The 15,259-nt window shown below is 32.5% G+C and carries 12 protein-coding genes; 2 read left to right on the top strand and 10 right to left on the bottom strand.

What is annotated here, in order from left to right:
* Window positions 1-51: 51 nt before the first annotated feature.
* Both Q5Y73_RS10830 and Q5Y73_RS10825 read right to left on the bottom strand, forming a co-directional pair.
* Window positions 52-330: a hypothetical protein gene (locus tag Q5Y73_RS10830; RefSeq protein WP_305991908.1), complete on the bottom strand. Its 279-nt coding sequence runs from the start codon at window positions 328-330 to the stop codon at window positions 52-54.
* The gene (locus Q5Y73_RS10825) at window positions 327-1,667 is read right to left on the bottom strand and encodes a radical SAM/SPASM domain-containing protein (protein WP_305991907.1); all 1,341 of its coding nucleotides are present in this window, start codon (window positions 1,665-1,667) and stop codon (window positions 327-329) included. The genes Q5Y73_RS10830 and Q5Y73_RS10825 overlap by 4 nt, the downstream gene beginning before the upstream one ends.
* A gap of 663 nt (window positions 1,668-2,330) precedes the next feature.
* Between Q5Y73_RS10825 and Q5Y73_RS10820 the strand changes: the two genes are divergently transcribed.
* Complete coding sequence (locus Q5Y73_RS10820) at window positions 2,331-4,076, top strand: ABC transporter substrate-binding protein (protein WP_305991906.1); 1,746 nt, start codon at window positions 2,331-2,333, stop codon at window positions 4,074-4,076.
* A gap of 158 nt (window positions 4,077-4,234) precedes the next feature.
* On the opposite strand, the gene lanKC is transcribed toward Q5Y73_RS10820, so the two are convergent.
* Window positions 4,235-6,907, bottom strand: a complete 2,673-nt coding sequence (gene lanKC, locus Q5Y73_RS10815) for a class III lanthionine synthetase LanKC (RefSeq protein WP_305991905.1) — start codon at window positions 6,905-6,907, stop codon at window positions 4,235-4,237.
* Window positions 6,908-7,209: 302 nt separating this feature from the next.
* Between lanKC and Q5Y73_RS10810 the strand changes: the two genes are divergently transcribed.
* Window positions 7,210-7,887: a response regulator gene (locus tag Q5Y73_RS10810; protein ID WP_305991904.1), complete on the top strand. Its 678-nt coding sequence runs from the start codon at window positions 7,210-7,212 to the stop codon at window positions 7,885-7,887.
* A 21-nt stretch (window positions 7,888-7,908) separates the two neighbouring features.
* Here the strand turns inward: Q5Y73_RS10810 and Q5Y73_RS10805 are convergent, their stop codons facing one another.
* The 7 genes from Q5Y73_RS10805 to Q5Y73_RS10775 form a co-directional block, all read right to left on the bottom strand.
* The gene (locus tag Q5Y73_RS10805; protein ID WP_305991903.1) at window positions 7,909-9,003 is read right to left on the bottom strand and encodes a hypothetical protein; all 1,095 of its coding nucleotides are present in this window, start codon (window positions 9,001-9,003) and stop codon (window positions 7,909-7,911) included.
* A gap of 13 nt (window positions 9,004-9,016) precedes the next feature.
* Window positions 9,017-10,324, bottom strand: coding sequence for a preATP grasp domain-containing protein (locus Q5Y73_RS10800; RefSeq protein ID WP_305991902.1), 1,308 nt, complete (start codon window positions 10,322-10,324; stop codon window positions 9,017-9,019).
* A gap of 70 nt (window positions 10,325-10,394) precedes the next feature.
* Window positions 10,395-11,642 carry a diaminopimelate decarboxylase gene (lysA, locus tag Q5Y73_RS10795; protein WP_305991901.1) on the bottom strand — a complete coding sequence of 416 codons (1,248 nt, stop codon included), beginning with the start codon at window positions 11,640-11,642 and terminating at the stop codon, window positions 10,395-10,397.
* Window positions 11,643-11,685: 43 nt separating this feature from the next.
* Entirely contained in the window at window positions 11,686-12,357 is a 672-nt protein-coding gene (locus tag Q5Y73_RS10790; RefSeq protein ID WP_305991900.1) for a dTMP kinase, read from the bottom strand.
* 18 nt (window positions 12,358-12,375) lie between these two features.
* Window positions 12,376-13,491 carry a nucleotidyltransferase family protein gene (locus Q5Y73_RS10785; protein ID WP_305991899.1) on the bottom strand — a complete coding sequence of 372 codons (1,116 nt, stop codon included), beginning with the start codon at window positions 13,489-13,491 and terminating at the stop codon, window positions 12,376-12,378.
* Window positions 13,492-13,508: 17 nt separating this feature from the next.
* A complete protein-coding gene (locus tag Q5Y73_RS10780) occupies window positions 13,509-14,996 on the bottom strand; it encodes a class I adenylate-forming enzyme family protein (protein ID WP_305991898.1) in 1,488 nt (495 codons plus the stop codon).
* A 1-nt stretch (window position 14,997) separates the two neighbouring features.
* Window positions 14,998-15,252, bottom strand: coding sequence for an acyl carrier protein (locus Q5Y73_RS10775; RefSeq protein ID WP_305991897.1), 255 nt, complete (start codon window positions 15,250-15,252; stop codon window positions 14,998-15,000).
* Window positions 15,253-15,259 lie beyond the last annotated feature (7 nt).

Genomic DNA, 15,259 nt, shown 5'->3' with positions numbered 1-15,259 from the left:
GTCTTTGTTCTTTCAATTAAGTTTTTTATTTCTTATATTATCTATCGGTAATCAATGCTCTAGAATTATATTGTGTTGCACAAGTGATTTAATAAAATTTAACAAATCTTGTTTCACCATATTACGATCTGTTATATTGAATGATTGTAAAATTTTGTTTTCTAAATCTAGTAAAGACTGAGGTTCCTTCATCATAGACTTCCAAATAACATTGGATACAGTATCATTAAGAATAATAGTTTCTCCTTGAGGCGTTAATATAAAAATACCTTGCTGTGTATTTTCAGCATAAACTTCTTCATTATTTAACCCATATAAAATTTCACTCATACAAATTCATTCCTTTTATTTTTTCTAAAATATCCCCACATTTGCTTCCTTATATTCCTTCTAATAAATGTACAATTATTATGGTTAGTCCCATCCACTTTTCCAGTATCTTCCCATTGGATAGCTCTACATGCCCCTGCGCAAGACTCTTTAAAAGTACATGACTTACAATCTGGCAAAGCATGAACGGTTCTTTTCCTTGAATCCTTAAAAACTTTCGATGTTTCCCATATCGTTTTTAATTCTCTATTTCTTATATTGCCAGCGTGAAACATTGGATGATGCATTAACTTACAAGGAAAAACATTTCCTTTACTATCAATTGAAAATTCTCCTACACCATGTCCACAACTTCTCTTATGTTCAAATTGATTTACCCCAGCTGCTTGGCAACTTTCATGATCTGGTTCAGATTCGTCATACAAATCAAGCAATTTATCCTCTATGCTTTTTCTTTGTGTAAATGTAAGCTCATGGTCTCCTATTTTCCCCCTACCTAAACCCGAAATAGGAACTACTCTTAAGTCAATATCATTCTGACTAGCATAATCTATCATGTCATCAACTGAGTGTAAGGTGTGTTTTGTAAGCTGTTGATTAATTCTTAAACTACAACCTGCTTCTAATAAGAATTCGATTGCATTTTTAGCTTTAAGCCATGAACCTTTTCCTCGATTTATTTCATGCTCTTCCTTATTTAATGAATCCAAACTCACGGTTACTAAAGTAGTAAGCTCAGCAACTTTTTTTGCTTTTTCTTTATTTGTTATAAATGAGCCATTTGTTATAACATTCACTTTAAGACCTATTTGCTTACCAAAACTCATTAATTCAATTAAGTCTTTCCTTAAAAAGGCCTCTCCTCCAGTAAAAACAATTATTTTTGCTCCTAAATCTTTAATTTGTTGAATCATCTCTTTTGCCTCTTGCGTAGTAAGATCTCCCTCCATAGATCTTTCAGGACTACTTTCTGCATAACAATATATACAATTAAGATTACATTTATATGTAGTAACAAAATATACTGATTTAGGAGGTTTCGCATCAATTGGTTGTGCTACCCTTTTTTCGTATGCAGCATATTCCTTTGGTAATTCTCCATGATATCCAATTTTATAAAGTAATAGTTTCCCTAGAACTTTCCTTACTTCAATTTGTTCGTAATCATTAGTTAATTCCAAAGGTTTTTTTCGATCGTAGATTATTTTAGCAGCAATTTCATATTGATATGGATTTAATACCACCCAACTATTTAGTGAGTAATTATGTATGATATAATCATCATTTTCACTATATACTGCTAATTTAGGAAATTTTAATTGTTTTTCAAAATTCATAGTTTTAAACCTCACTTTTATTAATAAAATGATGAAAAATAGTGATGACTATAATTTATAAGCAATATAATATTTGTAATATCAGATCACTAGAAACAATATTAATTTTCACCAGCACCACTGCCTAGTGATGAGATACAATGACAAATGTGATTTTATTAAGAGATTTATTTATTTTGATAGATTTATAAATCGATATATTTAATGTTGCAAGTGAATAAAAGTAACATTGATTTTATTTACTACTCTTATAGTTTTAATAAAAGTGCTCATTATATTAATGAGCACTAAATGAGTAATAGATATGATTAGCCAGCACCGCCGCCTACTTGTGAACCACACGCACATGCACAATCATCAAAAATACTCTCTGCGAAAGCTACAACTTCAGGTTTTTTATACTCTCCCATTCTTTACACCTCCTTCCAATAATGGTTTAATTATATAAATAATCCATATATATAAAAAGAACAAAAATGGCTATGATTTTAGTTCTTTTTATGAAATACCAACTATGATATTTACATCATTATCCATATAATAAGGTGTGCTTTAGTTAGCAAACTATTTAATTTAATTTGATACGGGATAAATGATGAAAATAGTATGACTTATACATTTGTTTATATGAAAATGATTTTCATATACGAAGGAGAGCAAAAAATGAAATTAATTGAACATTATCTTATATTACATACAGCTTACAAAAATCAAAAAAATAATGATAAAATAGAAACTTCAATGAGTGAAATTATGGATATTCTTGATTGTAGTAGAACTAATGTAAGGTGGGTATTAAATCAATTAAAAGAACAAAAATGGATAAGCTGGAATCCAGGGCGTGGACGTGGTAACAGATCCTCGATCTATTTTTACCTTTCTTTGATTGATGGTATTAAGATGTATGTATCAGAACAGCTAGCACAAGATCATTTCAAAGAAGGAATGGAGTTTCTTCAATCCTTATCCATTCCTACACAAATACATAGTACCTTAGGGAAATACTTAGAAGGATTGTTTGGTTTTCAAACGGAGGAAGGAAATGAAGCTAAGCACATCTTACGCATGCCGATCCATAGAGATCTTATAACTTTAGATCCATCACAAATCTCGACAACATACGAATATCATTTAGTTGGTCAAATTTATGATACATTACTTAGTATGGATTCTAGCACAAAACAAATTCTGCCTCATCTTGTTCTTGGTTGGGATTCCATAGATGATAAGTCGTGGATTTTTTATCTGCGTAAAGGTATTCACTTTCATCACGGTAGGCTGTTTACATCTGAGGACGTAATTTATACTTTCCAACGTCTCTTTAATTCATATGAAAGCGTATTCTACTGGATTGGTCAATACTTAAACAGCGTAGAATCATCTGGAAATCATACTGTAGTTTTTCATTTTAATCGACCTCTTCCTTTTTTCCCTAACATCCTATGCTCAAATAAGGCTTCCATCGTTCCATACGATGTAGATATCAAACAACAAGTCGTGGGAACTGGGCCTTTTTTCGTACAATCATTCTCTAACGGAAAATTAAGCATTGAAGCTTTTGAACATTATTTTAATAAACGTGCATGGTTAGATCGAGTCGAAATTTTTCGTTTCCCAGAGGAACTCCAAAGCAGCTTTCTTTATGAGATGACAACTGAAGATGCAGCTTCAATAGAGGAAAGAGATAAAACAATTAAACAAGATATAAACATAACACAATTAATTATTTTCCATACTAAAAAATCAGGTCCACAACAACACCCTTCATTTCGAAGAGCTATTCGTCTTGCTTTAGATCGAAACATTATGATCAACGAGTTAAATCTACAGGAGGTTCACCCAGCGGATAGTTTTTTGCTTTCTTATAGCAAAAAAAGATATTTTCCTTCACATACACTATCAGAAGCTCAAATAGCACTTAAAGAAAGTAATTATTGTGGTGAAACTATAAGAATGTTCATTCATCCTAATCGATGGAGGGAGAATGCACATTGGATTCAATCCCGTTGCCATCAAATTGGTATATGTATCGAACTCCTTCCTCTTGACTTTAATAAAACTCTTAAACTCTTACATCAGGCACACTTGATCATGGTTGATGTTGTATTTAAGGATGAGTCAGAAATTAATTTAATTGAACCGTTAGGAAATAACAGCCTTTATCGCCAAATGTTTACTTCACAAGAAAATCAGCACTTGGATATATTTATGGATCAATTCATTACTGGAAAAACAACTGCTGAACGTCTTCGTACCTGGGATGAACTAATTAAGTGGTTTCATCAACAAAATCTCATTCTTTTCCAGTTTCATTTAAAAAAACAGTATGCTTTGTCTAGCTCTCTCCAAGGAAATTTTGGATTAAAAGGAATGACCGATTTTTATAACCTATGGATTAAACCTGTTTAATTAAAACTGGATTAAATAATAACATGTACTATGTTTGAAAATAGTAAAACGGTCAAAATGACCGTTTTTTTCTGTTAATATCTGTACATTAAAAATCACTTGGTGCTTTTACTATATAATTAGTAAGAGTTTCAATTGGTGTAAGAGTTGCATCAGGATTATTCATCATATTCATTTCTTTTTTTTCCTCTAACTCCAATTCTTGAAGAGCAAGTACTTGATTCAATGGAATCACCTCCTTTCAAATCAGATATTTTATTCCGGAAATTGTGTGAAGGAAATAACATTGAAATCTCTGGCAGTGGCAACCATGTAAACCCATTCAAACTGACTTCACTTAAGGCAAGCAGCATCCCACAAGCTCCTGAATAAAGGTCTCCAGAAAGTCTGTAATTGAAGTTTCCGGGAACATAGAACTTATTCTTATCTCCCAGTATATAAAGGTTCATAGTTTCTATTGTTTTGTTTACATAAGATTTTTCATCTTGCAAACCCAATTCAATATCTACAGCATTAGCACCTACAATAAGTCCTGCTAATCCGTGAAATAATCCAGAACTGTAAAAACATCTTTGAATCGTGTTCATTCCAATGGCTCGGAGCTCCTCATCCCATATATTATTTTTAAGTATATGACGCAATTCAATCATGGATAAACCTAACCCTGTACTTCCTCCAGCAAGCTGAGGCACGGTACGTGAATCACTTTTTAACTGATACAATCCCGAATCATTAAGGACAAATTTATTCATATCCTTCTCAATAGCACGTAATGATAAATTTAACCATTTCTCTTCTCCAGTAATCCAATGTAATGTGGTAAAAAATAATGACACTCCAGACCACCCATCAATAAGTCCATAAGGAATAGCATTATGGTCATTTGGTTTAATCGAAACATCCCGTTCTAAAAGTGTTTCCAAACGACAACCAATGGCTAATGATTTTTCAAGCAGAGGCTCGAATCCACTCAAAGTAGATGCTGATAACAGTGCTAGTCCAATACCAGCTAAACCAGTATAGAGAGATATATCTTCAGTATCTAAATCTATTGAAATAGAATTGTAAATAGCTTTAGATTCATTTATCATTCCAATCTCATACAGAATACCAGCAATCCCAGATTTTCCAGAAAAAAGCCCATCATCAAACTGATCAATATATTCAAAGTTACTATATTTCAAAGCCCATTCTCTTGCTTTTTTAGGTAATATTCCTGTTCGAGATAGAGTCATCACTACCCCAAACCCACCGGTCATGATATTCAACAAATCATTCGTTGATTCAAATTGACGAATATCCCCAGGTAAAAGCCTCATGTCTTCTCTCAGATCATCAACAATTCCTTCTCTCAGCTTTGAAACAACCTCAGACAAATCCCTTCTATTAAAATATTTCTCTGGAGAAGATAACATACTATCCACAGCTTTGACTGAACGATCTCTACATTCGGCCTCAATTTCTTTTATGTATTTGAAAGCTTCTTTACCGAATTGTTGTAAAATCCATTGATCGTGTTTTTTTAATATATTCTCGGACATATCTTGAACTGGTCCAATAGGAAGGAACACATATCTAGCTATACGTAAAAATGCAAACCAATCAACTTGTTCTCGAGTTGAGTTTTCTGCTCCAGTAAAACCAGGAGTCCTCAAACCAGAATGTCTAGTAACAGACAAGTCTTCGCATGAAGCTTCAAAGTCTATGAGTTTCACACAATTTGAAGGTGTAATCATCACGTTGGAAGGCTGCAGGTCACCAATACCAATACCTCGTGCATGAATCTCTATTATCGCAATTTTTAACTGCTTTATAATAGAAATTACTCTTTCACAATACGCTTTAGAATCTTGACTTCTATTAAAGGGATACCATGATGAAACCCATTCTTTTAAAGATACTCCAGGGATGTTTTCTTCAACAAGAAATATATGTTCCCATTCATGGAATAAACCTCGGTATTCAACAACACTGTTTAAACCTTTCAGAATTCTTAAAATTTTAGCTTCATGTTTAATACGTTCAACAGCATCTCTACCTATGCCATCAAGACCTGCCCCAGGTCGTCCTTCTTTTAAAACTACTTCTTTTCTAGATGGTATGTGATCAGCTAAATATACACCACCACCATTACTAAAATGTAAGGCTGATTTAATACTATAGTTACTAAACTCTGAGTTGGAAGACGGTTTACTTTCTTGTTCCTTTGTCATCTCTTGAACCACTTTTGGTTCTTCTATAAAATCAGGAACTACATAAGATGTACTTCTTTCGTCAGGAACATATTCACCAGATGGAGATTGTATGGCTAGAATCTTTGATGCACCATCCTTCATATACAATTGTTTGAAAGCACCGTAACGAAAATAAACATTTCCATCAAGCCACCTTTTATCACTTAAAATATAGGGACCTTTAGGAGTACCTTTTAATAAGTTGTGAAGTTTGTCTAACAGGAATACAAATTGTGTCTCATCAAAGGGGTAAATTGTCATAAATTTACCCGAACTCTTTCTATCACCATATTTTGAGTTTTTTAATATTAGTTCCTTTAAACTAGATACATATTTGAAAAAGACAGATTGCTCGAATAAAAAAGAAGAAACAATTTCTAGCGTATGTTGGGCTTCACTAGAAACAGCACTAATATGAATCTTCCAACCTTGCTTGGGTAATATAATGTTAGGTGGTATATAATAAGTCCAATGACGATCTAATTTAGTTTTCCAATATTTAGGGTGATTAGAAATATTCAGCTTCGATTCATCAATAATGGGAGACTCATAATATTTTTCATTTGGAAGAACATGTTTCATATAACGCATAACCATTCTGTCTACCTCCTATAAATACAGCAATAAAGAATTTAACAATAAAACAAAGTAGAATTACAATATAAAAATACATATTTAGAAAATTATAACATATTTATATAGAAGTTAAAGTGAGAAAGATCATTGTTCAACTGAAATTTATCCGAAAAATTCTCTTTTTAATTTTATTTTCACTAAAATAATACATTTTATATATTGAAATAAAAATTTGTATATTTATAATAAAGATTATAAATAATATAAGTTTTTATTTATTTTGTTATCTCCACATTGATAAATCCATATTTTGAGGTGGTTTAGTGATTAGGGTGATGATTACAGCATCAAAAAATCAGAAAATCATCGTAGAAGGAATAAAGCAGATTTTAGAAAGAGATGAAGAAATAGAAGTGATTGCATCCACTTCTAATAAAGATGAGATGATGAAATGCTGTGAACATCTACTTCCAGATGTGGTATTAATGGATGACATCATGTTGAACTTTGATGTCATGGAAGCCATTCGGAGTATAAAAACAAAATTTGAAACAACTCAAGTTATTATTCTGACTGAAAACACCAATGATACCAATATCGTGAATGCTTTTATCCATGGTGCAAATGGATATATGCTGAAAGAAACAAATTCGGATGAATTAATTATGGCTATTAAAAGTGCTGCTGTTGGTTTAAGTGTGATTTATAAAAAATCATCCTTTCAATTGATGCAACTGCTTCATGATGCCAACAGTGAGTATCAGGCTGAATCTAAAATGATTGATGTAAAATTAACGGACAGAGAGCTAAGTATAATTAAACATATTGTCAATGGGATGGAAAACAAAGAGATTGCAAAGAACTTATACATATCTGAGGGTACGGTTAAAAATGCAGTTTCGAAAATTTTAAAAAAGCTAGAATTATGCAATCGAATTCAATTGGTTGTTTATGCTATGAAAAATGATCTTTTAAAGAAAAACAAAATCACCTACAGGTGATTTTGCATTCTATCCTTATATTTAATTCAAACTTAATTCTAAAAATTGTTCTTTATATTGATCTAATTCAACGATTAATGTTTCTGTAACATTTTTTTCAAGTTTATAGATTCCCTCTATTAATGTGGAGATAACTTCTTTTTTATTTTTCAAATTATTTTGAAAATTTTGGCGATCAGGATTTCTAATATACGATAACTGGATTATATTTCTATACTGATCCCACTTTTTTTTGATTTCGTTAAATACTTCTAAATAATTCATTTTATTTATGTTTAATTGACTTTGGATAAAATGAATTAAATAAATTCTTAACTGAATATGTTGAATCGGCTCTGATAAATAAAAATATAAATTATCTAATTGTCTTACATCGGACATAGCCTCATAAAATGTCTCCTCATACAACTTCAATACTTCTATTCCCTCGTAATCTGTAAAGAGCTCTCTTTCATCAGAAGTAGACAGCAGATGATTTTTAAATTCAGCTATGATATCAGCAACAGGAATCTTGATTTGATTTATATTTGATTTATGGTTGATAACATAAAACTCTCCTGTCCTGTTCTTTTCTTCATTTAATTTTTTAAAGTAATGATTGGATTGATCCAAAGCCTCATAATCCAAGTCATAAATCTGTTGAAGACCTGGTTTTACACAATCTTCACTTAGTTGAAATTGTTTTTTCTCATCAGAATACCCGGTAAATAAGGCGAGATGGAAAAAATCATCTTTTTTATAATTTACACCGCCCTTTAAAAAATAGCGATTCACTGGGAAAAAGACATAATTGCCTTCATGAATATGTTTTTTTATACTTTCCGCACTATTTGTAAAATCCTCTATTTTAACTTCTTTATTCATGAAAGCATCGTCTAATTGACCAAAGTGGGTGAATTTTTTCATCAGCATCAGCCAACCAAGTGTGAAATGAATTTCTTTAAAGCCTTTATCCATCTCGTCTTTTAGAATTCTAATCTTATATGAAGATTTGATCATCGCTGGCAAGAAGTTAGACTTTACATGATTACTTAACAAAATACTAATTAAATTATTGTAATAACAACTGATCCAAATATCATTAAATAAATTTATAGGGATATACTTCTCTCTCATATCACTCCACCTTTCAATATATTGATTTATGTTGTAAGTTATCTACTAGATTTTCAAGTTTATTAGCGTATGTTTCGATGGCCTTCCAACTTTCTCCTACTATTAAAGTAAATAACCGCCCAGGAAAAACACCACTGTCATCAATACTTCTGGAGGGTAATGTCCCCGCTGTATAAACAATAACCCCTTCTTTTTTATGGATGTCATATAATATACCTTCGTTTTCTAAAGCCAAACAAAGCTCTCTATACCCTAAAGGAGAATCGGTTATCATTTTAGAATAAGGTGTAAACACTTGGACCTCACCTAATATGTTTTGTAAAAATGAAATATAAGTTGATAAAGTGAACCTTCCATTAATTTCTATGATCGGTATAATAACATCTGTTTCAGTAATAATAGAATCAATACTAGCTATACCTGTATACCCTAATTCAAACAAGTATTTGCCTATTTGATCACCAAATTTCTTGTATAAACGAATATGTTGATCACTTAATTGCACTGGCATTCTTGATCCAATGTACACTGTATCTCGTAATACTTGTTCTTTAATTGAAAACGTTTCTATGGAACCATTGGGAGCAATATAAATTTGATAGTTTATATCCACTTTTTTAGGATACCAGCCCTCTACAATCCAGCTGCAATCCACTCTATTCCTTGAAAATCGCTTTAATCTTACTAATAAAGATTTCAATCGTTCTTCACTGTCTACAATATATAAACCTTTTCCAGAGGCTCCAAATGGCTCTTTTATAATAACTTTATCGAAAAAAGGGGATTCTTGTACGAGTCGAGTATATTCCTCACTTATTTCTTCAATGGAATGACAAACCTTTCCCTTACAAACGTCAAACCCTAAGTTTTCAGCCATTCTTCTATTGAAAATTTTATCATTAATTAAAGCACTCACATGAGAAGGAGCCGACATGATTTTTAAACCACATTTATTAGCGATTTGTTCTTCAAGTGCCGTTACAGCGTAGGGTACAAAATATGCTTTTTCATAATCTGCAGATAAAGAAAGAATTTCTTGCTGAAGTTTTACATCTTTTAAGATAAGTTCAGAAATTGGAGTTAATAAATCCGCATGATCTGGAGTAAGTATTCTTGGAATAGAAAACCCAAGCTCCTGTAACTTCATTAAAAAAAATTCATCTGGTTTCTCTCGAAGTATCATCACATCTTGCTCACGGCACAACATTAAATTCATCTCTTCCACTCTGTTCACAATGATGTTTTCATTTGGATCAACAATCCCTGCGTTTACCGTATTCCAGTATTTTTCCGCACCTATATTTAAAACCCATACGATCATCCCTTCATCTCTTTTTACTGTAAGAAAATCAACCAAATTAAAAGTATTTTGCATAATAAATGAGGGCGCATTAAGCAAAAATCAATTGCCCGTTAAGCACATCCTCCAACTCTCCCCTTTCTCTTAAAACCTGAATTTTATCTTTATGAAATAATACTTCTGCAGGTTTCAAATGACTTAAAAATAGGGTAGGACTATGAGTGAAGCCATATGCACCTGATTTCTCAATGACCAATATATCTCCATTCACTGCTTTTGACAGCTTTACTCTTTGTCCAATTACATCTGTTGGAGTGCATAAGCAACCTGTCACACTTACAACTTCTTGCTCTTCACCAGCTTTACCAAGCAAATGCATAGGGAAATTATTCCTTACAAATCTACCTAAAAATGCAGAGGAGGAATGATGATTTGAACCTCCGTCACAAACAACATATTTGTGCCCCTTGTTTTCTTTAACATAAAGAACTTTAGTAAGAAATACACCAGACTCAGCCATTAAAAACCTTCCGCTTTCTACACCAATCCTCGTCCCTTTTAATTTATCTTTGTACTTACTCCATATTTCATGAAGTCTAATTTTCAACAATTCTAAATCAAGTTCTTTTTCTCCGTTAAAATATGGGATTCCAAAACCGCCACCTAAATCTATAAAATCCAACTCTAGTGAAAAATTCTCTTCTGAAATCTCAATTGCAAGCTTTAAAATTTGCTCCATATTCTTAACAATTAAATTTGCATCCAGCATTTGAGATCCACTAAATACATGGATGCCTGCAATGTTTAAATTGGACATAGAAACGTTAATGGTCTTTATGACATCTTCAACTGCAGACTGATCAATGCCAAATTGTGTCGGAATACCTGACATTACTAAGCCTGCCCCGTTAATATTAAAATCAGGATTAATCCGAATACATATATTCACTGTTTTTGATTGTTTTAGTGCTATCTCTTGTATCATTTTTGCTTCGTCAATAGATTCTATATTGATGCAATATATATTATTATGAATAGCATATTGTAATTCTTTATATGTCTTTCCTGGACTAGTAAAAATAATGTCATCCGGATTAAAGCCAGCTTGAAGTGCAACATAAAGTTCACCCATGGAAGCTACTTCTATTCCACTTCCTAATGAATGAAACAGCTTGCAAATTCCTAATAATGGATTTGCTTTAACAGAGTAGAAAATCTCGAACTCATCAGGCAAACTCCGCTTCAATTTATCATATTGAGTTTCAATTTTCTGTTGGTTGTAAACATATAGTGGAGTACCATATTGGTTACATAGTTCCTCTAAAACATGTTGATCCATCTTCTCTCTCCTTACTGAATCTTCTAAGTTTAAACTTAAAAATTTATGAACTCTTTTTTTGACGGATATATCCTTCTACAGCTGTATTCATATTAATAAAACTATCATTTACAACAAAAACATTTGTGTTGGTTTTCGTTTTATGGTTTTTAAAAAGTTGAATATATTCATTTCGCATTTCGTTTAGATAATAGATTTCTTTATTGTTAATCTTCTTGTTTTGATGTAATGCCTTATTTGTATGAAACAACGGTTTTCCTCTGGATTGAATTCTTGAATAACAAATTTGAACTGGCGTATCATAGAAAAACAACACATCGGGTTTCCTTACAAAACGATATATGATCGAACCAAACCATTTACCTGCCCCATTCACAGCATCGCGGGTAATTCCAGTAAATATATAACGATCAGCTATCACCACATGATTTTTCTTCAATGACGGTGAGATTACCTTAAAGTAATCGATTAAGAAACTCATCCATTGCAATAAACTATATAAAGAGGAGGTTAGTATTCCAAGTTTTTCTAATCTCTCAACGAAACTCCGTATTCTTTTATTTGAATTCCATTCTATAACCTTTGCTTCAACTTTGTTTTTTGACAAGCACTCAGATAATTCGGCTATCCCTTTACTTTTACCCGATCCACTTATTCCTTCATATACGATCAAAACTCCCTTTTTAGGATTGATCATAAAATCATTTTTTTCCATCGTATTTATCCACATGAACTATAAATGGCTTGCTACTCTTTCCAAACTTTTAAAACGTTTCATATCAAAGAATCTAGAAATCAAGTCCTTCTTCCATTGATACACTATACTTTCATCAGAGGCATCTACGACTTGATCCAAATAGTCTGTATTTTGTGGTTTTATCTGATTCATCATGCCTATAAAACTTACATCTTCATTTACTACAGGGAAAAATGTTCTAGTATAATCTAAAGCATAGTAACATTCATCCTTAATATTGTTGATTTCCATAATGTGAATAAATTTATCCCAATTCAAGTTCATACTCGGATCTGTTAAAAAACCATAAATATCTACAAATTTATATAATCCTAAGTCTCTTTGCCATTCCACCCAATTCATTACTGCTGCTTCTTTAAATAAATGCACACATAAATGAGCTAGGAAATATTCTTTAGGCAATGAACTGATTTTTTGAACACCATCAAAATCATAATCCTCAGCTTCCTGAATAAAATTATCCACTGCTTTTTCTGTCCCCTGCGCCATCCAGTCTAAAGAAAAGTTAATATCTACTTCAATTAAATTAATACCTGGCTCATCGACCGCTTTTTGATATGGAACAATTTCCCCGTAATTCATCCGATAGTTTAATATTTCTCTTCTAGAAGCTGGTTTAATGACTTTCGTATTTTCATCGTAAAATCCTTGAATAAAACCTAGGTCTTTAAGTACTTTTCCACAAGAAGTCAAATCTTCTGCACGAAGCAAAATGTCAATATCACTTGAAATTCTACATCCCATCGGATATATGGAGTTTGCAAGAATGGAACCTTTAAGAAAAGCATGAGGAATTCCACTTTCCTTCATGACTTCTGCAATTTTCATAATAGAGCGTTTATGAGACATCGTTCGCTGAGATTGCATCTCATGAATCAAATAAAGTCCCATTTCAAATTCCCTATTAAACTGAGGTGCATTGCATTTGCGAAGCACATGATATGCGATCCCTGCTGTTCTGTTATATATTAAATGTCCTAATACTACCGCCCAATCCAACCTTTGTTGAATCAAGTGTAAAATACGCTCCTGATTCGGATCTCTAAATTGAGACAACTCCAATACTAACTCTTGTTCCATTGTTTTATTCATATATACCTCTCCTATCGTCAATTATGATATACGACTTGCTTTCGCATTATTTTCCCTGCTAAATTTTTAGGAATTTCATTTACGATTTCTATTTCATCTGGATATTGATAACTTGCGAGCTCTTTTCTACAAATCCCCATAATATTGGATACAGTTAGCTCAACTGCTTCATCAGGGATAACATGAACATTGATTTTCTGACCATACTTTGGTTCTTTTGTACCAAACACTACAACCTCACGTACTCTATGATCTTCCAATAAAACATCTTCGATTTCTTTTGGATAAATATTCATACCAGCTCGGATGATCATATCATCACGTCTACCAAATATATATATATATCCATCTTCACCCAAAGAAACGATATCCCCCGTATACAACCAACCATTTTTCAATTTATGAACCGTTAATTTTGGAAGATTCCAATACCCTTTAAACACATTAGGTCCTTTTACAATTAACTCCCCTTTTGCTCCCAAATCTACTGATGCTCCAAACTCATCAACAATATCAATCTCAATACTTGGCAGCGGAATTCCAATGCAGCTTTCTTTTGCTGTAAAATATCTTGATGGCAAATAAGTGATTCTTGGCGAAGCTTCTGTTTGCCCATAATTCATATAGAACTCCACATGTGGAAATCTTTTTCTGACTTGTAATGCTACTTGTTTGTGTAAATACTCCCCCATTAAAGCCACTCTTTTTAAACTTGGACACTGGTATTTCGATTTATCCAACGCAATTTGATTAAATACAGTTGGTGTTGAGCAAAACACTGTGATTTCTTTTTCTTCTATAAAACGGAGTAATCTTCTAGGTATAAACGTTTCAGTGTAATAGGAAATACGGGCACCGCTAATTAATCCATATAATAATTCTCCAGTCAGTACAGAAGCGTGGCTCAAAGATCTATTGATAAGAATATGATCCTGAGCAGTCACCTTAAAATATGAGATAATATCCTGAATGTTCGATAAAATATTTTGATATGTGATAATCGCTCCTTTTGGATCTCCCGTACTTCCTGATGTATACATGATAAAAGAGGATGGTAGGGTCTCACCGTTTCTTTTGCTCTCTTCATCAAGTTGTATTTCTAAATCAAGTATTGTATTTTCATCAGTAGTCACCCTAGTTCCCATCTCAATACATTGAACAAATACCTTGGACGGAATATGTTGTTCTGCCGAAGAGACGATAAAATCTGGTTTGATATGTGTTATGATTTGGTTGCATCTATCTTCTCCATATTTCGTTGCAAGAGGAATGATCGTCACATTCAACCTTATAAGGGACACAATATGAACCATTTCTAAAAAAGGATGTGTATCTATGACAGCTACCTTACTCCCACTAGGAATAATTTCTCTTAAAATTTTCACCTTTTCATTCACGGTGTTCATCAACTCACCATAGGTGACCCATCTTCCATTTGGACTGAGTGCTGCCTTCTGGTGTGAATGATTGTGAAATGAACGTTCCAATTCATTCCATAAACTCATATCAGCTCACCTTTTGCTCCAAAGTTTTATTAACTAGGTTAATTAAATCACCCAAACTTTTTAAAGCGTCAGCACCTAAATCTGATTCATCGAACTCTACATCACACTTTTCTTCAATTGAAACAAGAAGCTCCACATATTTAATTGAATCTATCCCTAAGTCTGACAATAAAACCTCTTCTATAAACTCCTGAATGTCATGTCCCACTGTAATTTCCTTTATAGAATTTATGATTTCTTGTTTTACGTTGATCATCTCTCTA

Source organism: Chengkuizengella axinellae, assembly GCF_030730905.1.
GTDB classification, from domain to species: Bacteria; Bacillota; Bacilli; order Paenibacillales; family KCTC-33759; genus Chengkuizengella; species Chengkuizengella axinellae.
The sequence above is the reverse complement of the archived record's forward strand: the minus strand, read 5'-3'. Positions and strand labels throughout refer to the sequence as shown.